Genomic DNA, 26,655 nt, shown 5'->3' with positions numbered 1-26,655 from the left:
GCAGGGCCCGGCCGGAGCCGGACCCTGCCGTGGCGCCTCAGTCGCGGGCGCGGTTGACCGCGCTGGTGACCGCCTTCACCGAGGCGGTGACGATGTTGGCGTCCATCCCGACGCCCCAGACCGTCCGCCCGTCGACGTCGCACTCGACGTATGCGGCGGCCTGCGCGTCACCACCGGAGGAGAGCGCGTGCTCGTGGTAGTCGAGCACGCGTACCGCCACGCCGACCGACTGGAGCGCGTTGACGTACGCGTCGATCGGGCCGTTGCCGACCGCGGCGAGCGCGCGGCGCTCCCCGCCGAGTTCCACCTCGGCCTCGATCTCGACCTTGCCGTCGACGGTGCCGATCGTGTAGCCGGACAGCGTGACGGCCGGGTCGCTCTGGTGGTCGAGCAGGTAGTGCCGGGCGAAGATCTCCCACATGGTGCCCGGGTCGACCTCGCCGCCGTCGTGGTCGGTGACGTGCTGGACCACGCCGGAGAACTCGATCTGGAGCCGGCGCGGCAGGTCGAGCTGGTGCTCGGTCTTCATGATGTACGCGACGCCGCCCTTGCCGGACTGCGAGTTGACCCGGATGACCGCCTCGTAGGTACGGCCCAGGTCCTTCGGGTCGATCGGCAGGTACGGCACCGCCCACTGGTGCTGGTCGACCGGCACCCCGGCGGCGGCCGCGTCGGCGGCCAGCGCGTCGAAGCCCTTGTTGATCGCGTCCTGGTGCGAGCCGGAGAAGGCGGTGTAGACCAGGTCGCCCGCGTACGGGTGTCGCTCGTGCACCGGCAGCTGGTTGCAGTACTCGACGGCCCGCTTGACCTCGTCGATGTTCGAGAAGTCGATCATCGGGTCGATGCCCTGGGAGAACAGGTTGAGGCCCAGCGTCACCAGGTCGACGTTGCCGGTGCGCTCCCCGTTGCCGAACAGGCAGCCCTCGATCCGGTCGGCGCCGGCCAGCAGGCCCAGCTCGGCGGCGGCCACCCCGGTGCCCCGGTCGTTGTGCGGGTGCAGGCTCAGCACCAGGCTGTCCCGCCGGGGCAGGTGCCGGTGCATCCACTCGATCGAGTCGGCGTACACGTTCGGCATGGCCATCTCGACGGTGGCCGGCAGGTTGACGATCAGCTTGCGGTCGGGGGTCGGGTCGACCACTTCGATGACCTTCGCGCAGACCTCCAGCGCGTACTCCAGCTCGGTGCCCGTGTACGACTCCGGCGAGTACTCGTAGTGGATCTCCGTGTCCGGGGTGTGGATCTCGGCGTACTTCTGGCACAGCCGCGCGCCCTGGGTGGCGATGTCGGTGATGCCGTCGCGGTCCAGCCCGAAGACCACCCGGCGCTGGAGCGTCGAGGTGGAGTTGTAGAAGTGCACGATCGCCCGGCGCGCGCCGCGCAGCGACTCGAAGGTCCGTTCGATCAGGTGCTCCCGGCACTGGGTGAGCACCTGGATGGTGACGTCCTCCGGGATCAGATCCTGCTCGATCAGCTGCCGGACGAAGTCGAAGTCGGTCTGGCTGGCCGAGGGGAAGCCGACCTCGATCTCCTTGTAGCCCATCTGCACCAGCAGCTGGAACATCCGGCGCTTGCGCTCCGGGGACATCGGGTCGATCAGGGCCTGGTTGCCGTCGCGCAGGTCGACCGCGCACCAGCGGGGCGCGACGTCGACGTGCCGGGTCGGCCAGGCGCGGTCCGGCAGGTCGATCCGGAACTGCTGCTGGTACGGCTGGTAGCGGTGGAACGGCATCCGGCTGGGGCGCTGCCGGGCGATCGGATCGGTCTCGGCGTCAGTGGCGGGTTGAGCCATGGCGGAGTGCTCCCGTGGGTCATGTCGGGCGTCAGCAATCGGAAGGTGTCGGCGGGTGCCGGGCGACGGTGCCCGGGCGGTGCCGAGGGGAAGTTCGGATGTGCTGGACGGCGCGGTTCGACTCCGCGACGAGGTGCCGGCCGGTCAGGCCTCGTCGCGGCGACCAAGGAGGAGGTACGCCTGCCACATGACAGGGTCACCCTACGTGGTGAGACGGGGGGTGGGAAGGCAGGTCCGGACTATGAGACCGGAGTCGCAGTGCCCACCGCCGGCTCCGACGCGGCCTCCCCGAGGCGGGGGGTCCGCTCAGCCCAGGCGACCACAGGTACCACGGCCAACCCGATGATCACGAAGAGCGCCGCCGTCGGGTACCAGCCCCAACCTCCGGTGGCGACGCCGAGCGCGGTCAGCCCGGCCGGTGCGATCAGGTACTGCAACTGCGTGCCGAGCCGGAACGCCCCGACGTACGCGCCGCGCTGGGCGGCCGGCGGCAGGGTGGCGGTCAGCCCCCAGGCGCCCGCCGACTCGATCAACTCGGCCACGATGAGCAGCGTCGCGGCGGCCACCAGCACCACCACCGTGAGAGTGCCGCGGGTGAGCCCGGAGAGCGGCAGGACCAGGCAGAAACCGGCGATCAGCAGGGCACCCCGGCGGGACGCCCGGGCCGCGCCGGAGGTGGTGTCGGCGCCCCGGCTGGCCCGTACCTGGAGCAGCACGATCAGGATCGTGTTCAGCAGCACCAGCCCGGCGATCACCGTCTTCGGAGCGTCGGTGTGGCTCAGGATCCACAACGGCATCACCGTCAGGTAGAGCGTCTGGTGCGCGGTGAGCAGCCCGGAGAGCAGGGACACCGCCATGAAGGGGCGGTCCCGGAGCACGGCCAGCCGGCTCATCGGCTCCGCCGGCCGGGCCACTTCGGGCAGCCGGGGCAGCCGGCGGACGAAGACCGCCGTGACCAGGAACACCGCCGCGATGAACCAGACCATCCCCCGGTACGCCGCCATCGTGTCCACCGCGAGCACCACGCCGCTGATCACCGCCCCGAGGCCGAATCCGACGTTCAGCGACGAGCGCTGGTACGCCATCGCGGTGACCCGCTCGGCCGGGGGCAGCGCGTTGATCGAGTAGACCTGCCGGGCCACTCCGGTGGCGGCGTCCACTGCGGCCAGCGTCACCACCACCGCGAGAAACCCAGCGAAACCGCCCACGAGCGGGTACGCCGCGAAGAGCGCCGCGTCGAGCACCAGGCCGGCCAGCCAGACCCGCTGCGGGCCGTACCGGTCGGTGAGCCCGCCGAGCGGCACGGTGCCGAGCAGCGACACCCCGGCGGCGATGGACAGGCCGAGCCCGACCTGGGTGGCGCTGAGCCCGAGCGCCCGGGTGAAGAAGACGGCGCTGCCGGCCTGGAAGAGGCCGTTCCCGACCGCGTAGACCATGGCCTGCACGGCGAGGGCCCGGGTCAGGCCGGCGGGTGGCACGACGTGCCGGACGGCGGTGTGGATGGTGTCCCTGGTTCCCATGGCCGGTGAGCCAACCGTGCCCCCCGCTGACCGGTCGAGCCTTTTAGGCTGAGCCGAATTCTCGACGGGGGTGGAGGATGTCGCAGCTGCGGTTCGAGACGGCGGACGTCGCCGGGGTGCGGTTCGGCGTTTCTCCGGTGTGGGAGACGGTCTCCAGCCTGTGGGTGTTGCGGGACCCGATCCGCAACGCCCTGCACCTGCCCTGGATCGACCGGGCCCGGACGTTCGTCGCACGCCCGGAGGTGGCCGTCGCGGTGGGCCCCCTGCGGGAGCTGACCCGCCCGCGCGCCTGGCTGCCCGACTTCCTCACGCCACCCCCGTCCGGCCCGGACGTCGAGTTCGAGGAGAACCTCGAGCAGGTCCGGGCGACGCCGCCGGCGGTGGTGGTGCGTGACCTGCTGGCCACCACCCCGAAACGGCCGCTCGGTCCGTTCGGCCAGGCGCTGCGTACCGACCCGAAGGCGATGTTGCCGGCACTGGTCATCGCGCTGCGGGTCTGGCACGACGTGGCCATCGCCCCGGACTGGCCGAGGATGCGGGCCCTGCTGGAGGCGGACATCGCGCACCGGGGCAGCCAACTCGCCGGGGGCGGTGCCGGGCTGGCCCTCGCCGGGCTGCACCCCACCGTGCGCTGGGCCGGTGACCGGGTGGTCAGCGACGACCCGTGGCGGCTCGACTTCCACCTGGGCGGTCGCGGTATCGCGTTGAACCCGGGGGTCTTCACGCCCCAGCGGGTGCTGTGGAACCTGCTGGAGGACTCGCCGCCCGGCGGAACGTACCCGGTGCGGGCGGTGGCCACCCTCTGGGAGGCCGCCCCGGCACCGCCCGGCGACCCGCTGGCCCGGGTGATCGGGTCGGGCCGGGCGGCGCTGCTCCAGCTGCTCGACAGCGCGGCCACCACCAGCGACCTGGCCCGGCGGACCGGGATGTCGGCGGGAAACGTCTCCCAGCACCTGGCCGCGCTGCACGCCGCCGGGCTGGTCTCCCGGGTCCGGCAGGGGCGGCACGTGCTCTACCGGGGAACCGACGTGGCGGCGGTACTGCTGCGGGCCAGCCGGGGAGAGTGACGCCCGACGGCGGTTCTCCCTTCGACCGGCCAGCGGGTGGCGCCGGACGGCTCAGCGCAGCAGCAGGGCGTGCACCGGGTGTCGGCGGCGCAGCGCGGTCTCCCGCCGCCGCAGCTCCTCGGGCAGGTCGAGCGGGTCGCCGAGTCGGCCCACCGCCACCACCACCAGCGGGCGTACGGCGGGCGGCAGGTCGAGGTCGGCGCAGAGCGCGGCGCGGTCGAAGCGGGTGAGCTGGTGCACGTACAGGCCGAGCGCGGTGGCCTGCACGGTGAGGTGGGCCATCGCCTGCCCCAGGTCGTATGCGGCCCGCTCCGGGTCGGTGCCGGCGTGTGCGCCCACCACCAGGGCGGCGGCGTGCCGGGCCCAGCGCTGGTCGGGTTCCGGGAGGCTGACCAGGGTCCGCTTCCAGGTCTCGTCGTCGCGGTGGCCGAGGGCGAACCGCCAGGGCTGGGCGTTGCCCGTGGAGGGGGCCCAGCGGGCGGCCTCCAGCAGCGAGGACGCCTCCTCCCCGGTCAGCTCGGCGGCCGGGTCGAAGGCCCGGGGACTCCAGCGGAAGGCGAGCAGCGGGGTGAGGTCGACCATGCGAAGAGCGTCCCGTATGAGCGATTCGCCCCGAGGGGCGGGTGGGGGCAAATGTGGTCAATCGCACCCGTAACGCCGCGCCGGGTCAGGACGTTCCCGCGCCCGTGCTGGCGCTCGGCTCGGGTGCCTCCAGGCCCAGCGGCTCGGCGTTCACCACCGGCCCGGCCAGCGGCGCGGTGGCCGGCCCCGGCTCGGGTGGCCCGGCCAGGGTGAGCGTGCCGAGGGCGGTCCGGACGTAGGTGGGCGTCCCGTCCGGCTCGTAGCAGTAGATCCCGACGTCCAGCGGCGGGTTGAGCGAGGCGGAGGTGGTCTCCACCGCGTAGCAGGTGCCGGTCACGCCCGCCGGCGCGGTGGCGGGGGAGACCGCGAGCGGCGTGCGCCGGTCGGTGAGCACCTCCAGCCAGTCGGTGAACGGGTGCTGGACCCGGGGGTCCAGCCGGCGCGGCACCACGTCGTCCCGGTCGCCGAGGCGGACGCAGCTGGCCGCCTCGGGGCGGCCGGCCGACGGCAGGCCGCACTGGAAGAGCCCGTCGGCGGTGGTGGCCAGCGAGACGTCCGCCGTGCCGCCGAGCGCGCCCCCCGGGACGTCGACCCGCCAGGTGCCGTCCGCCGCGCTGGTCACCGTGACGTCGCGGGCCGGCCCGTCCGTGCCGGTCAGCGTGTAGCGGGCGGTCAGGTGACGGTCCCGCGCCGCCGCCGCCAACGCGGCCAACTCGTCCCGGGCCGCGTCCACCTCGGCCGGTGCCGGGTCGGCGGACCCGGCGGTGGGTGGCGGGGCAGGCCGGTCGGCGGTGCAGGCGGTGAGCAGCGCCGGCAGGAGCAGGACCAGGACGCCGGTGGACCGGCACGTCGCGCGCAGATGGGCAGGCACCAGGTCATTCTGCGCCGCCCGCCCGCCGCCCACGGACCCGTGCCGCCGCCGACGGCCGGCGTGTCGGCGGGCGTCGGCGCAACCGCCCTGGGCAGGGCGTCGACCGGCCGCTTCCGCCGGATGGTGGGATCACCCGACCCGTCCTCGCGTACCGCCCGATACCCTGGACAGGTCTGACACGCGCCGCCGGACCATCTGGCCGGCGGCGTCGGCACGCTCAGGGTCGTCGCTGGGAGGGAGTGCACCGTCGTGGCACTCGTGGTGCAGAAGTACGGCGGGTCCTCCGTCGCCAACGCCGAGCGCATCAAGCGGGTGGCGGAGCGGATCGTCGCCGCCCGCAAGGCCGGCGACGACGTGGTGGTGGTCGTGTCCGCGATGGGCGACACCACGGACGAGCTGCTCGACCTGGCCAACCAGGTCAGCCCGCTGCCGCCGGGCCGTGAGCTGGACATGCTGCTCACCGCCGGCGAGCGGATCTCCATGGCGCTGCTCGCGATGGCCATCCACAACCTGGGGTACGAGGCCCGCTCCTTCACCGGCTCGCAGGCCGGTGTCATCACCACCTCGGTGCACGGGCGGGCGCGGATCATCGACGTCACCCCGGGCCGGCTCAAGGGCGCGCTCGACGAGGGCGCGGTGGTGATCGTCGCCGGCTTCCAGGGCGTCTCGCAGGACACCAAGGACGTCACCACGCTGGGCCGGGGCGGCTCGGACACCACCGCCGTGGCGCTCGCCGCCGCGCTGCGCGCCGACGTCTGCGAGATCTACACCGACGTGGACGGCATCTTCAGCGCCGACCCGCGGATCGTGCCGAACGCCCGGCACATCAAGCAGATCACCTACGAGGAGATGCTGGAGCTGGCCGCCTGCGGCGCCAAGGTGCTGCACCTGCGCAGCGTGGAGTACGCGCGGCGCGCGGGGTTGCCGATCCACGTCCGTTCGTCATACTCGACCAACACCGGCACCATGGTCACCGGATCGATGGAGGACCTTCCCGTGGAACAGGCACTGATCACCGGGGTCGCCCACGACCGCAGTGAAGCCAAGATCACGATTGTCGGCGTGCCCGACGAGCCGGGTGCCGCCGCCAGGATCTTCGACACCGTGGCCGGCGCCGAGATCAACATCGACATGATCGTGCAGAACGTCTCCACCGAGGGCACCGGTCGCACGGACATCTCGTTCACGCTGCCCAAGACCGACGGCCCCACCGCGATGGCTGCGCTCAGCAAGATCCAGGACGCCGTCAAGTTCCGCGGCCTGCTCTACGACGACCACGTCGGCAAGGTGTCGCTGATCGGCGCCGGCATGCGGTCGCACCCCGGTGTCGCGGCCGGCTTCTTCGCCGCGCTCGGCGCGGCCGGGGTCAACATCGAGATGATCTCCACGTCGGAGATCCGGGTCTCCGTGGTCTGCCGGGACACCGACCTCGACAAGGCGGTCCGGGCCATCCACGACCAGTTCGAGCTCGGCGGCGACTCCGAGGCCGTGGTCTACGCGGGGACGGGACGGTAGCGCCCGTGTCGGCGCAGCCCACGCTCGCCGTCGTCGGGGCGACCGGCGCCGTCGGGACCGTGATGTGCGAGCTGCTCTCCTCCCGGCGCAACGTCTGGGGCGAGATCCGGCTGCTGGCCTCGGAACGCTCCGTCGGGCGCAAGGTGCGCTGCCGGGGCGAGGAGTTGACCGTCGGCGCGCTCACCCCGGAGGCGTTCGACGGCGTCGACGTCGCCATGTTCGACGTGCCGGACGACGTCTCCGTCCGGTGGGCGCCGGTCGCGGTGGCCCGCGGGGCGGTCGTGGTCGACAACTCCGGCGCGTACCGGATGGACCGGGACGTGCCGCTGGTGGTCCCGGAGATCAACCCCGAGCAGGTACGCAACCGGCCCAAGGGGATCATCGCCAACGCGAACTGCACCACGCTCGCGATGATCGTGGCGATCGCCCCGCTGCACCGCGAGTACGGCCTGCGCGAGCTGGTGCTCGCCTCGTACCAGGCGGTGTCGGGGGCGGGTCAGGCCGGCGTGGACGCGCTGCACCTCCAGCTCGGCAAGATCGCCGGGGACCGGGTGCTCGGCTCCCGCCCGGGCGACGTGCGGCAGGCGGTCGGCGACGAGCTCGGCCCGTTCCCCGCGCCGCTGGCGCTCAACGTGGTGCCGTGGGCCGGGTCGCTCGGCGACTTCGGGTGGTCGTCCGAGGAGTTGAAGATCCGCAACGAGTCGCGCAAGATCCTCGGGCTGCCCGACCTGAAGGTCTCCGCGACCTGCGTACGGGTGCCGGTGGTGACCGGCCACTCGGTGGCCGTACACGCGGTCTTCGCCACCGAGGTGGACGCCGAGGGCGCCCGGGAGGCGCTGCGCAACGCCCCCGGCGTGATCCTGGTCGACGACCCCGCCGCCGGCGAGTTCCCGATGCCGATCGACGCGGTCGGCACCGACCCGTCCTGGGTCGGCCGGATCCGCCGCGCCCTGGACGACCCGCGCGCCCTGGACCTCTTCGTCACCGGCGACAACCTCCGCAAGGGCGCCGCCCTGAACACCGCCCAGATCGCCGAACTCCTCGCCAAGGAACTGACCCGCCCCTGACCCCGCCCGGGCACCCCGCCCACCGGACCCCCCGCCCAAGGGCGGCCAGTTTCAGAGAAAGAGGCCCTATCCGCGCCTGGATAGGGCCTCTTTCTCTGTAAGTGCGGCGGGGAGTCGCGGGGGTTGGTCAGGCGGCGGCTAGGCGGACGCCGTCGCGGCCGTGGCGTTTGACCGCGTAGAGGGCCTGGTCGGCGCGGCGGAGGGTGAGTTCCGGGGACTCGCCGGCCTGGGGGAGGGCCACCCCGACGCTGATGGTGCGCCCGGTACGTCGGGCCGCCTCGGTCAGCCGCTCGGCGATCCGGACCGCCTCCTCGGGGCGGCTCACCTCGATCACCGCGACGAACTCGTCGCCACCGACCCGGTACAGCTCGTCGCCCTGGCGCAGCGCGCCCTCCAGCGCCCGGGCCAGTCCGACCAGCAGCCGGTCGCCGGCCTGGTGGCCGTACGTGTCGTTGACCGTCTTGAACCCGTCCACGTCGATGGCGAGCAGGGCGGTACGCCCCGGCGTGGCCGCCCTGATCCGCTGGCCGAACGGCCCGGTGTGCCGGAGTCCGGTGAGCGGGTCGGAGCTGGCCTGCTCGCGGAGCCGGGCCAGCGTACGGAGCCGGTCCAGCGCACCCCAGGCCTGCCCGGCCAGCAGCTCGATCAGGTTCACCGTGGTCGGGTCGGGCCGCAGCAGCCGCTCGTCGGCGACCAGCAGCACCCCGCCCGCGTCGGGCTGGCCGACCGGCACCGACACCAGGGTGCGTACTCCGGCCCGGGCCAGCGGCGCGTACTCGTCCGTGGGCGGATGACCCGCCTCGCCCAGCGTGTACGCGGTGCCGTGCCGATGGGTTCGGGTCACGATCCGGCTGAGCGGCCCGGCGCCGGCCTCGGTCAGCTCGGCCCGGATGCGCGACTCCAACTCGCCGGGCGCACCGGTGGGGTCGACGAGGCGGGGGCCGCCCCGGCCGGCGAGCACCAGCACGGCGCAGGAGAGGGTGGAGACGTCCCGGGCCGCGGTGAGGGCCGCGGCCATCAGGTCCCGGCCGGTCGGGGCGGCGGTGAACGCGGTGGCGTGGCGCAGCAGCTTCTCGCTGCGGCTCTCGGCCGGCGGCCCGCCGAGGGCCACGATCCGCGCGCCCAGCCGGCCGGCCAGCCGTTCCGCGGTCTGCCGCCACCGCCCCAGCTCGGCCGGCCCGCTCCACTGGAGGTCGAGCACCCCGATCGGGCGGCCCGCCGGGTCGAGCACCGGTACGCAGATCTCGGCGGTGACGTCCGGGCGCAGCGGGAGGTAGTCCGGGTCGGCGGTGACGTCGGGCACCGTGGCCCCCACGCCGGAGGCGTAGACCCGGCCGACGATGCCGGACTTCGGCGGCACGGTGGAGAAGACCTGCCATGATCCGGTGGCGGCGACGCAGCGCAGCCGGTCGTGGACCTGGAGCAGCACGGAGATCGTCGCGGGGGCGTACCGGGCGAGCGCGGTCACGACCCACTGGCACGCCTCGACGGCGGTCGACGCCATCGGCAGGCGGACCGTGACGTCGCGGACGACTCGCTCGTGATCCACGTTCTTCCAGGTGGGGGCGGGCCCGGCCGGTGCCGGGGCTGCGATCAAGCGTACTCAGCCGCTGGCGGTCCGCCACGCGAAAGATCATCTGCCGTTCGTACACATGTGCCATCCACAGGCTGTGGACACGGCCTGTGGGCTGGGCGACGGGCCCGCCCGCGACGGCTCGCCGGGTTAGCGTGAAGGTCCCGGTCGCAGTGGAGGAGCCATGCTCATCGCCCAGCTGAGTGACCCGCACCTGACCACCGGCGTCCTCGGCGCCGTGCCTGCCGCCGGTCTGCACCGCGCGCTCGGCCGGGTGCTGGCGCTGCGCCCCCGCCCGGACTGCGTGGTGATCACCGGCGACCTGGTGGACCAGGGTCGCCCCGACGAGTACGCGACGCTGCGCGAGGTGATGGGGCGGTACCCGCTGCCGGTGCACCTGGTCGCCGGCAACCACGACGACCGGGAGTCACTGCTGGACGCCTTCGGCGGCACCCCGTACCTGGGTGGTGGCTTCTCCGCGTACTACCACGTCGATCATCCGGACGTGACCGTCGTGGTGCTGGACTCGCTGACCCCGGGGGAGGGCGGCGGCCGGCTCGGCGAGGACCAGCTCGGCTGGCTCGACGGGGTGCTGGCCGGCCGCCCGGACGTACCCGCCCTGGTCTGCCTGCACCACCCGCCGGTCGCCGTCGGCGTCCCGGCCGCCGACGCCGTCCGGCTCGCCGACGGTGACGCGCTCGCCGAGGTCGTCCGCCGACACCCCCACGTGGTACGCGTCGCCGCCGGTCACCTGCACCGCCCGGTGACCACCGCGTACGCCGGCACCGTGCTGACCGTCGCGCCGAGCACCTGGCGGCAGGCGTCGCTGACCATGAGCGCCGACGACGAGATCGGCTGGGTCGACGAGCCGACCGCCTTCCTGCTGCACGCGGTGGACGACGGCGGCTGCGTCACCCACACCGTGCAGGTCAGCCACGCCGCCGGCCAGACCTGCGGCTACTGATCTTCGCCGGGTGCAGCTCCTCTGGTACGTCGCGTACGGGTCGAACATGGACCCGGGGCGACTCCGCTGGTACCTCTCCGGCGGCCGGCCACCCGGCGGCCTGCGGTCGTACCCCGGGTGTCGGGACTGCCGGCCACCGCGCCGGACGGAGGCGGTGCTGGTCCCCGGCGGCGTCTACTTCGCCGGGGAGTCCCGGGCCTGGACGGGCGGAATGGCGTTCTACGACCCCGAGCTGCCGGGCACGGCGGCGGCGCGCGGCTACCTGCTCACCGCCGGGCAGTTCGCCGACATCGCCGCGCAGGAGATGTACCGCCCGCCCGGCGCCGACCTCGACCTGATCGCCGTGGCTGTCGAGGCGGGGCGGGCCACCCTCGGCCCTGGCCGGTACGAGACGCTGCTGCGGGTCGGCGTGCGCGACGGGGTGCCGATGCTGACCTTCACCGCGCCCTGGCGGGCGGGCGAGGTGGCGTGGACCGCGCCGGCGCCGGTCTACCTGGGGATGATCGCGGCCGGGCTGCGGGCGGCGCACGGCTGGTCGGTCGCGCAAACCGTCGCCTACCTGGCCGACCGCCCCGGCGTGACCGGGCACTGGACCCGCGCCGACCTGACCGACCTGGTGGCGGCCGCGCCGGCACGATGACCTGATCGCCGTCGGGCAGCCGGCGGACGGCGCGCCGATCGGGCCGTGTCGCCGGCCGGTCGGCGGGCGGGCGTCAGCGGAAGGGCTGCTCCGGGGCCGACGATCGCGTCGGCCCAGATCACCGTCCAGTCTCGACCCACCGGACTCGCAGATCTGTTTGCCGCCGCAGAGGTTTCACGGTCCACAATTTCCCCACCCCATCGATAGCCTCGGCCCACTCCGTGGCCGACCCCCTGAGGTCGGCCCGACTGCTGATCAACCACCGGGCGGGCCACCGACCCGCACGCGGGCCCGGCTGCCGGCATCCCGAAAAGGGGCGGGATCCGGCACGCCATCCGACCGCCCCGGGCAGCGGGCGCCGGCTCCTCCGCACCGGGAGCCGCCGCCCCTGCCCGGGGCGGTCGACCACGTCTGCGGCGATCACCCGGCCGGTGGCCGTCGTTGTGGCCGGTCAGCCGAGCAGGAGGCGGCGCAGCTCGGCGGCGAGCCGGTCGGCGGGCACCTCGTGGAAACCGCCCTCCAGGCTCACCCGCCGGCCACCGGGCACCGCCTCGGCGGTCGCGCCCGTCGCGTCGCGCAGCCACTGCGGGCTGCCCGTGCTGTCCAGCACCACCGTCGGCGCGGTGATGGTGGCGAGCCGGTCGGCGGGAAGACTGCCGTCCCCGCTGACGGTGGCGTCGTGGACCAGGGACGGGGCCATCATCTCCAGCCAGGGCCACATCGGCTGGTCACGCATGCCGCGTACCTGCTCGTCGGGGAGGCCCACCGCGTCGCGCAGGAAGCACTCGACCGCGTCGCCCCGCCGGCCCGCCGTAACCAGCTCGGCCAGCCGGGGCGCCAGCGCCGCGCCCGACCCGTCGTGCGGCCCGACCCGGAACGGCGGCTCGAAGAGGGCCAGCCCCGCGACCGGGAGCCCGGCGGCGGCCGCCAGGGCGGCGAGGATCGCGCCGGACGAGATCCCGTAGAGGTACGCCGTGCCGCCACCGGCCGCCCCGATCAGCGCCGCCAGGTCCTCGATCTCCCGCTGCACCGCGTACGGGGCGGTGTCGCCACTGTCGCCCCGGCCGCGCCGGTCGTACCCGAACACGGTGAAGTCCCCGGCCAGCGCGGCGGCCACCGCGCGGGTGGTGGTCCGGTCGTTGAACGCGCCGCCCACCAGCACGATCGCCGGCCCGTCGCCGCTGCGCTCGTACGCGATGGTCGTGCCGTCGGCGGAGCGCACCGTGCCCACCACCAGGGTCGCGTCGGTCATCCGTGAATCCTCTCCTCGTCGTCGTCTCCCCATCCTGGTCGGTGCCACCGACGCGAATCCGACGCCGACCGCCGGACTGCTGTCACCTACCCGTCATGTCGGAATGGTCCGAACGTCCAGGCCGGGTCACCTCACGTATCCGCAGGTCTGTTCGACTTCCCCAGTCGACCGGCGGGGGCGGAGATGAGAGGCTGTCTCCTGACGGAGCGGCGACCCCCGACCGCCGCCATCCGCGATCGCCCCCTGTCACGGCACGGATCAGGGTGGCCGGGCGAACCATCGCTCGTGCCGCGTCCAACGCCGAACCTCACGAGGAGTTCCATGTCCGTCCCCGGGATGCGTCGGGCCGCCATCGGCCTGACCGCACTCGCCGCGGCCGCGCTGAGCACGGTCGCCGTCAATCCGAGCCAGGCCGAGGCCGGCCCCAAGCCGGTCGACGTCAAGCTGCTCGCCCTCAACGACTTCCACGGCAACCTCGAACCGCCGACCGGCTCCAGCGGCACCATCGCCGGCCAGCTCGCGGGTGGCGCCGAATACCTCGCCACCCAGCTCGCCGCCCTGCGCGGCGCCACCGAGGAGGAGCAGGAGCGCACCATCACGGTCGCCGCCGGTGACCTGATCGGCGCCTCCCCGCTGCTCTCCGCCGCGTTCCACGACGAGCCGACCATCGAGTCGCTCACCATGGCCGGGCTGGACTTCGCCAGCGTCGGCAACCACGAGTTCGACGAGGGCGCCAACGAGCTGCTGCGCATCCAGAACGGCGGCTGCCACCCGGTCGACGGCTGCGCGGACGGCACCCCGTACAAGGGCGCCGGCTTCCAGTACCTCTCCGCCAACGCGTTCAAGACCGCGACCGGCCAGCCGCTGCTGCCGCCGTACGCGGTCAAGAAGGTCGACGGTGTCAAGGTCGGCTTCATCGGGATGACCCTGGAGGGCACCCCGCAGATCGTCTCCCAGGAGGGCGTCGCCGGCCTCACCTTCAGCGACGAGGCGGAGACCGCCAACAAGTACGCCCGCATCCTGCGCTCCCAGGGCGTGCAGACCATCGTCGTGCTGCTGCACGAGGGCGGTCAGCAGGACGCCACCGGCGGCATCAACGACTGCAAGGGCTTCACCGGCCCGATCGTCGACATCGCCAACCGGATGGACCCGTCGATCGACGTGGTGGTCAGCGGGCACACCCACCAGGCGTACAACTGCGAGATCAACGGCAAGCTGGTCACCAGCGCCAGCTCGTTCGGTCGCCTGGTCACCGACATCGACCTGCAGATCGACCGGAAGACCGGCGACGTGCTGACCGCCAAGGCCAACAACGTCGTGGTCACCCGGGACGTCACCAAGGACGCGGCGCAGACCGAGCTGATCACCCGCTACAAGACGGCGCTCGGCCCGGTCGCCACCAAGGTCGTCGGCGAGACCGCCGAGCCGCTCAACCGCGTGCAGGAGACCCTGTTCGGTACGGCCAAGGGCGAGTCCCCGCTCGGCAACGTGATCGCCGACGCGCAGTTCGCGGCGACCGACAACGAGCAGGGCGCGCTGGGCGCGTTCATGAACCCCGGTGGTGTCCGCGCCGACCTCGACGCCGGCCAGGTCACCTACGAGGAGGCGTTCACGGTCCAGCCGTTCGCCAACAACCTGGTCACGCTCGACCTCACCGGCGCGCAGCTCTACTGCGTGCTGGAGCAGCAGTTCGTCGTCGGCCGGACGCTCTACCCGTCCTCGACGGTCCGATACACGGTCGACGTGAACGGCACCACCGGCACCACCGCCGACCCGTGCGCCGGTACCCGGGTCGTCCGGGGCAGCCTCACCCTCGGCGGCGTGACGGTCACCGACGCCGGCACCTACCGGGTCACGGTGAACAACTTCCTGGCCGGTGGCGGTGACGGGTTCACCGCGCTCAAGAGCGGCACCAACCAGGTCACCGGCATGATCGACCTGGATGCCTTCGTGGCGTACCTGACCGCGTCCTCGCCGGTCAGCGCGCCGGCCCTGGACCGCATCCGCACCACCGCCGAGGTCCCCGCCGCCTGACGGCAGGACCCCGCCCACGAACGGGCCCCGGAGCAGCCGCTCCGGGGCCCGTCCCCGTCTCCGCCCCCGGTCTCCGCGCCGCGCCGCGCCCCGCCCCGCCGCGCACGCACTTTCACGGAAAGCGGGCCTATGGAACGCGCCATAGCCACTCTTTCCGTGAAAGTGCGTGGATCTTGCGGGGTGGGCGCGTGGCGGGGTGGGAGTGGGAGTGGTCAGGCGGGGGTGGGTTCGGGGGTGCGGTCGGTGGTGGGGGCGGGCCGGCCGTCCTGGATGGCGGTGAGCAGGGGGCGCAGGGAGAGGGCGATCAGCGAGGCGGCCAGGCAGCCACCCACCACGACGGCGACCCAGACCTTGCCGTCGGCGGCGCCGATCAGCGGGCCGGCGGTGACCGGACCGATCACCCCGCTGATCCCGAAGATCATCGAGCTCATCGCGTTGTACCGGCCGCGCAGCTCGTCGGTTGCCAGCGCGTTGGTCAGCGCCGGCATCACCGGCGACAGCATGGTCTCGCCGAACCCGAAGATCGCCGCGCAGGCCACCACGCCGAGTGTCGCCATCAGGGCGTTGCCGGCGCCGATCAGCCCGGCCGCGCCGAGGGTGAGCCAGGCGGTCGCGAAGACCGCGCCGACCACCGCGAGCGCCCCGGTGCGGCTGCGCCCCTCCATCCGCCTGATCACCAGCAGCTGGGAGAGCACGATCATCAGGGTGTTGCCGGCCAGCGCCCAGGCGACGACGCGCGGCGTCACCTCGGCCACCCGGATGGCGTACGCGGTGAAACCGACCTCGATCTGGGCGTACCCGCAGGTGGTGAGCACCAAGCCGAAGATCACCAGGCGGCGGAACGGGCGGTCCCGCAGCACGGTGAGGTAACCCCCGCCGCCCGTCTTCGCGCCCGCCGCGCTGGCGGCGAGCCGGTGCCCGACGTGCGGCAGGGTCAGCAGGATGACCGCCGGCGTCAGGTAGCTGAGCGCGTCGAGCAGGTAGATCGCCTGGAACGTCGCCGGTCGGGCGACGTCGACGATGGCGCCGGAGGTCAGGCCGCCCACGCCGATGCCGAGGTTGAGCAGGGCGAAGTTCAGCCCGTACACCCGCTGCCGCTCGTCGTCGGCGGTGAGCGAGGCGAGGATGGTGTTCTGCCCCGACCAGATCGCGGAGCTGCCGATCGCGATCACCGTGGCCACCCCGAACGCGGAGGCGGTCGAGTCGACCAGCGCGAGCGACCCGGTGCCGACCGCCTCGATCAGCAGGGACGGCAGCACCACCCGGCGGGCGCCGAACCGGTCGATCAGCGTCCCGCCCAGCGGGGAGAGCGCCAGGGTGACCGCGCCGTACCAGCCGATGACCAGGCCAGCGCGCGGATCGGAGAGCCCGCGCACGTCGGTCAGGTAGATGAACAGGAATGGCAGGGTGAGGCCGCGACCGATCGCCGACAGCAGGGTGCCGAGCAGGATGCGTCGGGCTTCCGGACGGCGGGGGAGGGATCGGCGCAGCATGCCGCGATTCTTTCCACCGGGTCTGACAGGTCGCGACGCATTTTGCCGCCGCTCGCGCCTGCCACGTGATCAAGCGCACGTCCACGGGCGGTGTCGGTCGGCTCTGCCATGCTGGCCCGGTGAGCGTGACCTGGCGACACCTGCCCGCATCGGCCCGCGAGATCGCCGTCGCCGCCACCGACGCCGTCGAGGCCGCGAAGGCCCGCGACGGTGCGGCGTACGAGGCGGCGACCGGGCGGCTCGGCGGGGCCGAGCGCTCCGGCCTGGTCCTCGGCGCGGTGGTGCGGCTGCTGCTGGAGGAGACCCACCCGGACGGGCTGGACGGCGACGACGTCCGGCAGGTGCTGGAGCACTGTGTCCGGGCGGCGGCCCCGTGGCGGCCCGAGGTCGACCCGCATGTGGTGCTGGTCCTGCTGGCCTCCGCGCTCGGGGTGTACGACCCGGGCGAGGACGACTCCGCGCCCGATCCGGCGGCGATCGCCCGGCACGCCCCGCTGCTCGTCGCCGACCTGCTCGCGGTGACCGGGCGGCCGGTCGAGGGCTACCTGGGGGCGGCGTTCACCGAGATCGAACGCACCGAACGACAGGACTGACGACGGGACGAACGGTCGGGGGCATTGACCGATCGGCGCTGCTCACATCGGTCGGCGTCACGGTACGCTCCGCGCACAACATGATCGACTTGTCACGGGGGCGGTTGATGAACAGACGTGCGTGGATGCGGCTCGCGGTCGTACCACTGGTCGGCGGCGCGGGCCTGGTGGGTCCGGCGGCGCCCGCGGCGGTCGCCGCGCCGGCGCCGGTCACCCAGGCGGTGGCCGACGAGCTGTACGTGAGCAACAAGGACTGCGTGACCGGCGGGGACGGCAGCATCGACAGGCCGTTCTGCACCATCTCCGCCGCGGCGGCCGTGGTGCAGCCCGGCCAGACGGTGCTGGTGCAGCCGGGCGACTACCCGGAGGCGCTCAGCGTCGCCCGCTCCGGCACGGCCGACGCGCCGGTCACCTTCCGGGCCGTTAACGGACCGGACGGCGGCCGGGTCAGGATCGGCAACGTCGACGCCACCAACGTCATCGGCGCCGTCATCACCCTCTCCGGCGTGCACGACGTGGTGGTGCAGGGGTTCTACGTGGTGAGCACGCCGGAACGGACGCCACTCGTGATCGACGGGTCCACCCGGGTCACCCTCGACGGTCTCGGGGCGTCCTCGTCGCGCACCACAAGCACGCTGCACGTCACCGGGGCCTCCCGGGATGTCACCGTCAGTCGGAACTACCTCAGCAACTCGCCTGCCCAGAGCCCCTCCCTACGGGTCGACCCCGGCGTCACCGGCACGGTGGTCGTCCATAACCAGCTCTTCAACAGCGGCGTGCTGGTGACCGACGCCCCCGACACCGCGATCACCAACAACACGGTGATGACCAACTGCACGCAGGGGATCGCGGTGGCCGGGACCGCACCCGGGGTGCAGATCCAGAACAACATCGTGCGTACCCACCCGTTCCGTGCGGCCTGTGCCGCTCCGGGACCGGCCACCGCGATCACGGTGTCGCCGGAGTCGGCCGACGGAGCGATCGCTGACTACAACCTGATCGACCCGATCACCGGCGGGGCCCTCTATTCATGGGGCGGAACCGACTACTTCGACCTGCCGTCCTTCCGCGCCGCCAGCGGTCAGGGGCAGCACGACATCGCCGCTGACCCGATCATCGGATCCCTCATGGGCTTCTTGCGGTACTACCGCCCGATCGGCGCGACGTCGCCCGCGGTCGACTCGGCGAACGCCTCCGCCAAGGGGCTCACCCCCACCGACATGCTCGGCAACCCGCACAGCGACAACCCGGCCGTGCCCAACACCGGCACCGGCATCGGGTACCACGACCGGGGTGCCTTCGAGGTCCAGGGCGGCGTGAACGGCGGCCAGGTCGGCATCCAGCGCAAGCGCGGCGACGACCCGTTCGCGGTGACGGCGATCGCCGCCCCGCAGTACGCCTGGACGACGGACGGCGTGGGCGGTTCCATCGCGTACAAGTTCGACGACGAGCGCTACTGGCGGGTGACCACCGACCGGACCCGCGACCACTCCTTCCGCCGCGGTGGCCGTAGCTGTGTCCTCACCAGGACCAGCTTCACCGACTTCCGGATCACGCCGGAGTACAGCTACTACCACTGCACGACGGTCGGTGCGCCCTACACGCCGGTGGCGCCGACCCGGCTGCTGGACACCCGGGCGGCGATCGGCACCGCCACCACCACCGCCGTGCCGCCGAAGGGCGAGGTCGTCCTGCCGGTCCCGAGCGTCGCCGGCGTGCCGGCCCGGGACATCACCGCGCTGGTCCTCAACGTGACGGTCACCAAGCCGACGGCGTCGGGCTTCATCACCGTGTACCCGAACCGGGACAACAGTTGGCCGCCAAGCTCGTCGAACGTCAACTTCGTCGCCAACGAGACCGTGCCGAACCTGGTCACCGTGCCGATGGGCGACGGCATCCGCTTCCGCAACAGCAGCAGCGGCACCGTGCACCTGGTCGCCGACCTCCAGGGCTTCTACGGCCGGCAGGGCTCCGGCTTCAAGCCGCTCAGCCCGGTGCGGGTGCTGGACACCCGGACGTCGACGCCGCTGGCCGGGAACGCCGACCGGCAGCTGGACTTCGCCGGCCGGCTTCCGGCCGACGCGACGGCGGCGATCCTGAACGTGACGGTCACCAAGCCGACCGCGGCGGGCGTGCTGAAGGTCTACCCGGACGGCTCGCCGGTGCCGGTGGCTTCGAACCTCAACTTCGTGGCCGGGCAGACGATCCCGAACCTGGTGATCGTGCCGGTGGTCGCCGGCAAGGTGATGATCCGCAACGCCAGCTCCGGCACCACCCACGTGGTCGCCGACCTGGCCGGCTACTTCGGCTCGGCCGCTTCGGGGGCCAACCAGGTCTACGTGCCGTACGGGCCGACCCGGATCGCCGACACCCGGGACGACTCGGGCTGGATGAAGGTGGTCGCCGGCCAGCTCAGTAGGTACCAGAAGGCACCGTTCGCGGTGAAGGGCGAGACGGGCTGTTCCGGCGAGTGCCCCCGGCCGACCGCCGCGGTGCTGAACCTGACCGTCACCGCCCCGACGGCCGCGGGCGTGCTGACCGCGTACCCGGCGGACGAGGCGGCGCCGACGGCGTCGAACGTCAACTTCGTCGCCGGCGAGACGGCCTCGAACCTGGCCGTGGTCAAGGTCGGCGCCAACGGCCAGGTCGCGGCGTTCAACAACAGCAGCGGCTACACCCACGCGATCGTCGACCAGTCCGGGTACTTCATCGCCCCGGCCTGACCGGCACACCGCTCGGCAGCCGCCGCGTCCCACGACCGGGACGCGGCGGCGGCGGGTGGCCGGTCGCGTCTTCCAGCCGTGCCGGGTCACCCGATCGGCGGCACCCGCATCAGCAGTCGTCGCTGTAATCTGTCGCCCGCACCATCGGACGACAGACACGTCACGGGGGATCGATGAAGAGAAGATCTGGACTGGTGCGGCTGGCGGTCGTACCGCTGCTGGGTGCCGCAGCGCTGGTGGCACCGGCGGCGCCCGGCCTGGCGGCGCCCTCCGCCGCAGCCGCCGAATCCGACCTGTACGTCACCAGCAAGTCGACCTGCAAGCCCAACGGGAGTGGCTCCCAGGAGTCGCCGCTCTGCACCATCTCGGCCGCTGCGGCGGTGGCGCAGCCCGGCCAGACCGTCTGGATCGCGGCCGGCGGCTATCCGGAGAAGGTGCAGCTGACCCGCTCAGGCACCGAGGCCGCGCCGATCGTGTTCCGTGCGGTCAACGAGCCCGGCAAGACGGTCCGGGTCGGTAACTTCAGCGGGCCGCTCTGGAACGGTCCAGCGCTGACCCTCAGCGGGGTGCACGACGTCCGGGTGGAGGGGCTCACCCTCTTCGGCGGGTCCCCCGCCACGGAGGTCGCCCGGGTGGAGGGGGCGCGTCGGGTCACCCTCGACGGCGTCGCCGGCATGGCCAACACCCGACCCGTGGTCCGGGTGACCGGCGGGTCCAGCGACGTCACGGTCAGCCGCGGCTGGTTCGCCGGCACCGGCGGCGCCGGCGTCGCGGTCGACGCCGGTGTCACCGGCACGGTGGTCACCGCCAACACGTTCCGCACCAGCCAGTTGCTGGTCACCGACGCGCCGGGCACCGTCGTCACCGGCAACACCGTGGTCACCGACTGCACGGCGGGCATCCGGATCACCGGCGCCTCGCCGGGTGCCGCCATCGCGAACAACCTGGTCCGGACGGGCGACGGGCCGGTCCCCGAGCCGCAGCCCTGCGCCGACCCGGCCGCCGCGACGGCGATCAGCGTCTCCGCCGACTCGGTGCCGCAGTCGACCGCCCATCACAACCTCATCGACCCGGCCGGCGGCGGTGCGCTCTACTCGTGGGCCGGCACCGACCACACCGACCTGGCGGCCTTCCAGGCGGCCACCGGGCAGGGCGCCGACGACCTGGCCGCGCCGGTGCAGCTCCAGGCGGAGCAGGGCACCGAGCGGGGCTGGTACCCGCTCGCGCCCACCTCGCCCGCGGTCGACTCGGCCGACCCGACGGCGAAGGGCGCCACCGCCACCGACCTGCTGCTCAACGCGCATGCCGACGCGCCGACCGCGCCGAACACGGGTGGCGGATTCCGCGACCGGGGCGCAGTCGAACTCCAGGGCAAGCTGACGGTCACCGGGGGCGAGGTGCAGCGGACCGGCGGGGTCAACCCGTTCGATGTCAGCACGGCGCTCGCCATCAGCTCCGACTGGCCCACCGACGGCCCGGTCGGCACCATCGTGCGGCGGTGGGACGGGGAGACGTTCTACCGCACCGTCCCGGCGGGGCCGGCCGAGCACCGCGCCCGCCGGGCCGGCGTGGTCTGCGCCGAGCAGTTCGCCAGCACCCAGGGCTTCCGGCTGATCGATGAGGTCATCTTCACCCCGGCCCCTCGGTGCGCGGTCGTCGGCGCCCGGTACGGCGCGGTGTCGCCGGTCCGGGTGCTGGACACCCGGGCCGCCATCGGAGTGGGCACCACGGTGCCGCTGGCCGCGAACGCCGAGCTGGTGCTGCCCATGCAGAGCGTCAACGGGGTGCCGGCCGCGGACGTCACCGCGGTCGTGCTCAACCTGACGGTGACCCAGCCGACAGCCTCCGGTTTCATCCGGCTCTGGCCGGACGGCAGCACCATGCCGGACGTGTCCAACGTCAACTACGTGACCGGTGAGACGGTGCCGAACCTGGTCACCGTGCCGATGTCCAACGGCAACCTGCGGATCCGCAACACCAGCACCGGCACCGTGCATGTGGTCGCCGACCTCCAGGGCTTCTACGGGGCCGCTGGTTCCGGGTTCAAGGCGGCGACCCCGCTGCGGGTGATGGACACCCGTGGCACCGGTGACACGGCGCTGGCGGCGAACAGCACCCGGGTGCTGGACCTGACCGGTCGCGTTCCGTCCGGCACGACTGCGGTGGCGTTGAACGTCACGGCCACCAGGCCAACCGCAAGCGGCGTACTGAAGGTATACCCGTACGACGTGGCGTCGCTGCCGACGGCCTCGAACCTCAACTTCGTCGCCGGCCAGACCATCCCGAACATGGTGCTGGTGCCGCTGGTGAACGGCAAGGCGCTCGTCCACAACGCCAGCTCCGGCAGCACCCACGTGATCGTGGACCTGCTCGGCCGGTTCGGCGGGGACGCCACCGAACTCTTCGTCCCGCTGAGCCCGAGGCGGATCCTCGACACCCGGCCGGGCGATCCGATCAACCCGACCCTGCGTGTCGGCTTCCAGTCGTCGTACCTCGGTTCGATGGGCGGCGACGTCCCGCCGAAGGCGACCGCGGTGGTGGCGAACGTGACGGTCACCGGGCCGACCGCCTCCGGCGTCCTCACCGTCCACCCGAACGGTGTCGTCCCGGCGGCGGCGTCGAACCTCAATTTCGTCGCCGGTGAGACCGCCGCAAACCTCGTGATGGTGGGTGTGGGCGAGGGCGACCAGGTGGCCGTCTGGAACAACAGCCCCGGTTACGCCGACGCGATCGTGGACCAGGCGGGCTACTTCATCGCCGGGTACTGACCCGTACCCCTGACCGGAGCCGGCCCGCGACCAGCGGGCTCGGGCACGACCCATGCCATCGTGGACCAGTCCGGGTACTTCATCGCCCCGGGCTGACGGTCACCGCCGGTCCGCAGCGGCCGCGCCCCGGTCTCCTCGACCGGGACGCGGCCGCTGCGCCGTAATGCGGCCCGATCAGGGGCTGGCGGCGAGGAAGACGAACGCGGCCAGCAGCACCAGGTGCACTCCGCCCTGAAGGACGGTCGCCCGGCCGGGGACGACGGTGAGCACCCCGGTCACCGCGGTCAGCGCCAGCAGGGTCAATTGGGTGCCGCCGAGGCCGAGCAGCAGCGGCCCCTCCAGCCAGATGGAGGCGAGGGCGATCGCCGGGATGGTGAGACCGATGCTGGCCATCGCGGAGCCGAGGGCCAGGTTGAGGCTGATCTGCACCTGGTCGCGCCGGGCGGCCCGGGCCGCCGCGAGGGTCTCGGGGAGCAGCACGAGCAGGGCGATGACCACGCCGACGAAGGACTGCGGGAGGTTCGCGGCGGCGACACTCGACTCGATGGCGGGGGAGACGGTCTTCGCCAGACCGACCACGGCGACCAGCGAGACGAGCAGCAGGCCGAGGCTGCCCAATGCCGTCCGCGTCGACGGCGGGTCGGCGTGCCCGTCGCCGTCGGCGTCCAGCACGGTGCCGTCGCTGGTGACCGGGAGAAAGTAGTCGCGGTGCCGGCCGGTCTGCACCATGACGAAGAGCCCGTAGAGCGCGAGTGACGCCACGGCGGCGAAGGCCAGTTGGGCGGGGGAGAACTCGGGCCCGGGGCGGCTGGTGGTGAAGCTCGGCACCACCAGGCTCAGCGTGGCGAGGGTGGCCACGGTGGCCAGCGCCCCGCCGGTGCCCTCCGAGTTGAACACCGCCACCCGGCGACGCAGCGTGGCGATCAGCAGGGACAACCCGAGGATGCCGTTGCAGGTGATCATCACCGCGGCGAAGACGGTGTCCCGGGCCAGGGACTGGGTCTTCTCGCCACCGCTGATCATCAGGGTGACGATCAGCGCCACCTCGATGACGGTGACGGCCACGGCGAGCACCAGCGAGCCGTACGGTTCGCCGACCTTGTGCGCGACCACCTCGGCGTGGTGGACGGCCGCGAGCACCGCGCCGGCCAGGAAGGCGGCCACCAGCGCGACCGCGACCCCGGAGAGGTCGCGACCCCAGGTGAGGACGAGCAGCACGACCGCGAGGATGGGTATGAATACGGTCCAGTTGGTCAAACGGGATCGAATCAGCGCGATCATGCCGTCAACAATGCCAGGAGATTCGATCAATCGCCGCCAGTCAACCCTCGACCGCGCTGCGTCGTCGTTGCTTACGTCAACGCCGGACCCCGCCGAACGGTGGGGCCAGGTGGCCGTTTCGGGTGCTGCTCTCATCGGCGCCCGTCGGTGTACGGTCTCCGTTCAGAGAACTTGATCACGGGGGTGGTTGATGACATCCGGACGGATGCTGGCGCGGCTCGCGCTCGTACCGCTGCTCGCGGGTGCGGGCCTGGTGGGGCCGGCGGCGCCTGCGGCGGTAGCGGCGCCCGCGCCGGTCACCGCCACGGACCCGTCCGCCGGCGAGCTGTACGTCAGCAAGACCTGGTGCCCGGCCGGCACCCCGGCCACCCGGGACGGCAGCGCGGAAAAGCCGTTCTGCACCATTTCCGAGGCGGCGGCGGTGGCCGGTCCCGGTCAGACCGTGCTGGTGCAGCCGGGCGAGTACCAAGAGACCGTGAAGTTCACCCGGTCCGGCACCGAGGCCGCTCCGATCACGTTCCGGTCGGTCAACGTCTCCTGGCAGTCGGCGCAGGTGCAGAGTCTCAACGTCGCCGGTGTGCACGACGTGGTGCTGGAGGGCTTCGTCGTGAACGGCCGCGGCTACGTCGAGGTGAAGGATTCCAGCCGCGTCCGCCTCGACAAGCTCAGCGTCCATGGCGGTTCCTACGCGCCCGCCGGGGTGCGGATCAGTGGCGCCTCGGACGACGTGACGCTCAGCCGGAGCTACGTCTACAACTACGCGGGCCCGTCCGTCACCGTCCAGTCGGGCGTGACCGACACGACGGTCGCCGCCAGTCAGCTCGACGCCTCTGGCCTCGTCGCCACCGACGCCCCCGGCCTCACCGTCACCGGCAACACCCTGAGGACCGAGTGCCGGCGCGGCATCGAGCTGGCCGGTGCCTCGCCGGGCGCCTCGATCCGCAACAACATCGTGGTCACCGACCGGCAGCGTCGTCCCACCTGCCCGAACTCGGTGGAGGCCACCGCCATCACCGTCTCCCCGGAGTCGCTGCCGCAGACCAGCACGGACTACAACCTGATCGACCCGATGGGCGGCGGGCTGCCCTACGTCTGGGCCGGCAGCCAGTACCCGACGCTGGCCTCGTTCGTCGAGGCGACCGGGCAGGCCACGCATGACATCGCCGCGAACCCGAAGCTGACGTGGGTCTCCGGCATGCAGCGGAGCTACCTGGAGACCAGCGCGGGCTCACCGGCCCGGGACTCCGCCGACACAGGAGCGCGGGGCGCCCTCGACACCGACCTGCTCGACAACTCCTACGCCGACGACCCGACCGCACCGAACACCGGCACCGGCAGCGGCTACCGGGACCGGGGCGCGGTGGAGGCGCAGGGCATCGCGACCCAGGATCCGGTGCGACTCGAACGCAAGGTCGGTGGCGGCCCGTTCGACGTGGTCGCCCGGACGGGCCTGCACTCGCCCTGGCCGGTGGAGCGGGAACGCGCCGCGTACGCGTACAAGTTCGCCGACGAGCGGTACTGGCGGGTGAGCGACTCCGGCACCGCCGAGCACACCTTGCGCCGGGCCGGCTCCGCCTGCGTGCAGGTGCAGGCCAGCCAGAGCGACTTCCGGGAGCCCAGCGACTACGGCCCGCCGGTCTGCACGCAGGTCGGCGCACGGTACGTGCCGGTGGCACCGACCCGGCTGCTGGACACCCGGATCCCGATCGGCGTCGACTACGCCGCCCCGGTGGCGGCGAACGGCACCATCTCCCTGCCGATCGAGAGCATCGCCGGGATTCCGGCCCTGGACATCAGCGCGGTCGTGCTCAACGTGACCGTCACCCAACCGACCGCCGCCGGCTTCATCACCGTCTACCCGACCGGTGGCGGCTGGTCGAACGCGTCGAACGTCAACTTCGTGGCCAAGGAGACGGTGCCGAACCAGGTCACCGTTCCGGTGGTCAACGGGTCCGTCTCGTTCCACCACTCCGGCCAGGGCACCGTCCACCTGGTCGCCGACCTCCAGGGCTTCTACGCGGAATCCGGGTCGGGCTTCGCCCCGGTGTCGCCGGTGCGGGTGCTCGACACCCGGGAGGGCGCCGGCACCCCGCTCCCGGCCAATCGCACCCGTCCGCTCGACCTGTCCGGCCGGCTGCCCGCCGGCGCGACGGCCGCCGTCCTCAACGTGACGGTGACCAGGCCGACGGCGAACGGGGTGCTCAAGGTCTTCCCGTACGGCTCGGTGGTGCCCACCGCGTCGAACCTGAACTTCGTCACCGGGCAGACCATCCCCAACCTGGTCACCGTGCCGGTGGTGAACGGCCGGGTCAGCATCCACAACCAGAGCTCCGGCGCCACTCACGTCGTCGCCGACCTGGCCGGTTGGTTCAGCCCGGACGCCACCCAGACCTTCGTGCCGATCACCCCCACCCGGATCGTGGACACCCGGAACGGCACCGGGCTTCCCGGCCGTGGCTCCGTGCCGCTCGCGGCCCGCGAGACCGTACGGTTCCAGCCGTTCCTCTCCGGGGAGAACTGCCTGCCGGCCTGCCCGACCCCGACCGCTCTGGTGGGCAACCTGACCGTGACCGGCCCGACCGCGCCGGGCGTGCTGATCGCCTACCCGGGCGGTCAGCCGCGGCCGACCGCTTCGAACGTCAACTTCGTCACGGGCGAGACTGCCTCGAACGCCGCGGTGGTCGCGGTCGGCTCCGGCATCGAGCTGTACAACAGCAGCGCGGGCACGACCCACGCCGTCGTGGACCAGTCCGGGTACTTCATCGGACCCGCCTCCTGATCGGACCGGCACCGGCACCGGCCACCCGTCCACGCGACGGGTGGCCGCTTGCCGTCTCCGGTCACGCCCGTCCGACGGGGCCACCGGACCCATCGATCCCCCGGTACGCTGCCGCGGCACACATTCGACACGTCACGGGGGCGG

At 72.9% G+C, this 26,655-nt stretch carries 18 protein-coding genes; 10 read left to right on the top strand and 8 right to left on the bottom strand.

Annotation, left to right across the window (positions count from 1 at the left end):
- Positions 1-37 precede the first annotated feature (37 nt).
- Positions 38-1,789 carry a 2-isopropylmalate synthase gene (gene leuA / locus ACTWM8_RS29480; RefSeq protein ID WP_446211778.1) on the bottom strand — a complete coding sequence of 584 codons (1,752 nt, stop codon included), beginning with the start codon at positions 1,787-1,789 and terminating at the stop codon, positions 38-40.
- 239 nt (positions 1,790-2,028) lie between these two features.
- On the bottom strand, positions 2,029-3,309 hold the full coding sequence (locus tag ACTWM8_RS29475; protein ID WP_446211777.1) for an MFS transporter: 1,281 nt from the start codon (positions 3,307-3,309) through the stop codon (positions 2,029-2,031).
- A 77-nt stretch (positions 3,310-3,386) separates the two neighbouring features.
- Here ACTWM8_RS29475 and ACTWM8_RS29470 point away from each other — a divergent pair, with 77 nt between their 5' ends.
- Positions 3,387-4,376 carry an ArsR/SmtB family transcription factor gene (locus tag ACTWM8_RS29470; protein ID WP_446211776.1) on the top strand — a complete coding sequence of 330 codons (990 nt, stop codon included), beginning with the start codon at positions 3,387-3,389 and terminating at the stop codon, positions 4,374-4,376.
- Between the two features lie 51 nt (positions 4,377-4,427).
- Here ACTWM8_RS29470 and ACTWM8_RS29465 read toward each other — a convergent pair whose 3' ends face one another.
- Positions 4,428-4,958 (bottom strand): nitroreductase family protein, encoded by a 531-nt coding sequence (locus ACTWM8_RS29465; RefSeq protein WP_088959871.1) that lies wholly within the window; start codon positions 4,956-4,958, stop codon positions 4,428-4,430.
- Positions 4,959-5,043: 85 nt separating this feature from the next.
- Positions 5,044-5,829 (bottom strand): hypothetical protein, encoded by a 786-nt coding sequence (locus tag ACTWM8_RS29460; protein ID WP_446211775.1) that lies wholly within the window; start codon positions 5,827-5,829, stop codon positions 5,044-5,046.
- Between the two features lie 249 nt (positions 5,830-6,078).
- Between ACTWM8_RS29460 and ACTWM8_RS29455 the strand changes: the two genes are divergently transcribed.
- Entirely contained in the window at positions 6,079-7,344 is a 1,266-nt protein-coding gene (locus tag ACTWM8_RS29455; protein WP_238452216.1) for an aspartate kinase, read from the top strand.
- 5 nt (positions 7,345-7,349) lie between these two features.
- Positions 7,350-8,411: an aspartate-semialdehyde dehydrogenase gene (locus ACTWM8_RS29450; RefSeq protein WP_377605252.1), complete on the top strand. Its 1,062-nt coding sequence runs from the start codon at positions 7,350-7,352 to the stop codon at positions 8,409-8,411.
- A 127-nt stretch (positions 8,412-8,538) separates the two neighbouring features.
- On the opposite strand, the gene ACTWM8_RS29445 is transcribed toward ACTWM8_RS29450, so the two are convergent.
- Positions 8,539-9,960, bottom strand: coding sequence for a diguanylate cyclase (locus ACTWM8_RS29445; RefSeq protein ID WP_446211774.1), 1,422 nt, complete (start codon positions 9,958-9,960; stop codon positions 8,539-8,541).
- 208 nt (positions 9,961-10,168) lie between these two features.
- Here ACTWM8_RS29445 and ACTWM8_RS29440 point away from each other — a divergent pair, with 208 nt between their 5' ends.
- The gene (locus ACTWM8_RS29440) at positions 10,169-10,948 is read left to right on the top strand and encodes a phosphodiesterase (RefSeq protein ID WP_377605254.1); all 780 of its coding nucleotides are present in this window, start codon (positions 10,169-10,171) and stop codon (positions 10,946-10,948) included.
- A 10-nt stretch (positions 10,949-10,958) separates the two neighbouring features.
- Positions 10,959-11,588, top strand: a complete 630-nt coding sequence (locus ACTWM8_RS29435; protein ID WP_446211773.1) for a histone deacetylase — start codon at positions 10,959-10,961, stop codon at positions 11,586-11,588.
- 451 nt (positions 11,589-12,039) lie between these two features.
- Here the strand turns inward: ACTWM8_RS29435 and ACTWM8_RS29430 are convergent, their stop codons facing one another.
- Positions 12,040-12,840, bottom strand: coding sequence for an alpha/beta fold hydrolase (locus ACTWM8_RS29430; RefSeq protein WP_446211772.1), 801 nt, complete (start codon positions 12,838-12,840; stop codon positions 12,040-12,042).
- Between the two features lie 321 nt (positions 12,841-13,161).
- Between ACTWM8_RS29430 and ACTWM8_RS29425 the strand changes: the two genes are divergently transcribed.
- Positions 13,162-14,874, top strand: coding sequence for a bifunctional metallophosphatase/5'-nucleotidase (locus tag ACTWM8_RS29425; protein ID WP_446211771.1), 1,713 nt, complete (start codon positions 13,162-13,164; stop codon positions 14,872-14,874).
- Positions 14,875-15,086: 212 nt separating this feature from the next.
- Here ACTWM8_RS29425 and ACTWM8_RS29420 read toward each other — a convergent pair whose 3' ends face one another.
- Complete coding sequence (locus ACTWM8_RS29420; protein WP_446211770.1) at positions 15,087-16,367, bottom strand: MFS transporter; 1,281 nt, start codon at positions 16,365-16,367, stop codon at positions 15,087-15,089.
- A 119-nt stretch (positions 16,368-16,486) separates the two neighbouring features.
- Between ACTWM8_RS29420 and ACTWM8_RS29415 the strand changes: the two genes are divergently transcribed.
- The 3 genes from ACTWM8_RS29415 (at position 16,487) to ACTWM8_RS29405 (ending at position 22,451) form a co-directional block, all read left to right on the top strand.
- On the top strand, positions 16,487-16,960 hold the full coding sequence (locus tag ACTWM8_RS29415) for a hypothetical protein (RefSeq protein ID WP_446211769.1): 474 nt from the start codon (positions 16,487-16,489) through the stop codon (positions 16,958-16,960).
- Between the two features lie 107 nt (positions 16,961-17,067).
- The gene (locus tag ACTWM8_RS29410) at positions 17,068-19,683 is read left to right on the top strand and encodes a NosD domain-containing protein (protein ID WP_446211768.1); all 2,616 of its coding nucleotides are present in this window, start codon (positions 17,068-17,070) and stop codon (positions 19,681-19,683) included.
- Between the two features lie 173 nt (positions 19,684-19,856).
- Positions 19,857-22,451, top strand: coding sequence for a DUF1565 domain-containing protein (locus ACTWM8_RS29405; RefSeq protein ID WP_446211767.1), 2,595 nt, complete (start codon positions 19,857-19,859; stop codon positions 22,449-22,451).
- 174 nt (positions 22,452-22,625) lie between these two features.
- Here the strand turns inward: ACTWM8_RS29405 and ACTWM8_RS29400 are convergent, their stop codons facing one another.
- A complete protein-coding gene (locus ACTWM8_RS29400) occupies positions 22,626-23,732 on the bottom strand; it encodes a calcium:proton antiporter (RefSeq protein WP_446211766.1) in 1,107 nt (368 codons plus the stop codon).
- Positions 23,733-23,922: 190 nt separating this feature from the next.
- Here ACTWM8_RS29400 and ACTWM8_RS29395 point away from each other — a divergent pair, with 190 nt between their 5' ends.
- Positions 23,923-26,511 carry a hypothetical protein gene (locus tag ACTWM8_RS29395; protein WP_446211765.1) on the top strand — a complete coding sequence of 863 codons (2,589 nt, stop codon included), beginning with the start codon at positions 23,923-23,925 and terminating at the stop codon, positions 26,509-26,511.
- The last annotated feature ends 144 nt before the right edge of the window (positions 26,512-26,655 follow it).

Source organism: Micromonospora sp. IBSANI012 (assembly GCF_052814045.1).
The sequence above is the reverse complement of the archived record's forward strand: the minus strand, read 5'-3'. Positions and strand labels throughout refer to the sequence as shown.

Bases quoted from the DNA above. Each gene is read 5' to 3' on its own strand.
- ACTWM8_RS29440 (WP_377605254.1), top strand. From the start codon at position 10,169: ATGCTCATCGCCCAGCTGAGTGACCCGCACCTGACCACCGGCGTCCTC.
- ACTWM8_RS29470 (WP_446211776.1), top strand. From the start codon at position 3,387: ATGTCGCAGCTGCGGTTCGAGACGGCGGACGTCGCCGGGGTGCGGTTC.
- ACTWM8_RS29420 (WP_446211770.1), bottom strand. From the start codon at position 16,367: ATGCTGCGCCGATCCCTCCCCCGCCGTCCGGAAGCCCGACGCATCCTG.
- ACTWM8_RS29475 (WP_446211777.1), bottom strand. From the start codon at position 3,309: ATGGGAACCAGGGACACCATCCACACCGCCGTCCGGCACGTCGTGCCA.
- ACTWM8_RS29465 (WP_088959871.1), bottom strand. From the start codon at position 4,958: ATGGTCGACCTCACCCCGCTGCTCGCCTTCCGCTGGAGTCCCCGGGCC.
- ACTWM8_RS29430 (WP_446211772.1), bottom strand. From the start codon at position 12,840: ATGACCGACGCGACCCTGGTGGTGGGCACGGTGCGCTCCGCCGACGGC.
- ACTWM8_RS29425 (WP_446211771.1), top strand. From the start codon at position 13,162: ATGTCCGTCCCCGGGATGCGTCGGGCCGCCATCGGCCTGACCGCACTC.
- ACTWM8_RS29410 (WP_446211768.1), top strand. From the start codon at position 17,068: ATGAACAGACGTGCGTGGATGCGGCTCGCGGTCGTACCACTGGTCGGC.
- ACTWM8_RS29400 (WP_446211766.1), bottom strand. From the start codon at position 23,732: ATGATCGCGCTGATTCGATCCCGTTTGACCAACTGGACCGTATTCATA.
- ACTWM8_RS29405 (WP_446211767.1), top strand. From the start codon at position 19,857: ATGAAGAGAAGATCTGGACTGGTGCGGCTGGCGGTCGTACCGCTGCTG.
- ACTWM8_RS29395 (WP_446211765.1), top strand. From the start codon at position 23,923: ATGACATCCGGACGGATGCTGGCGCGGCTCGCGCTCGTACCGCTGCTC.
- leuA (WP_446211778.1), bottom strand. From the start codon at position 1,789: ATGGCTCAACCCGCCACTGACGCCGAGACCGATCCGATCGCCCGGCAG.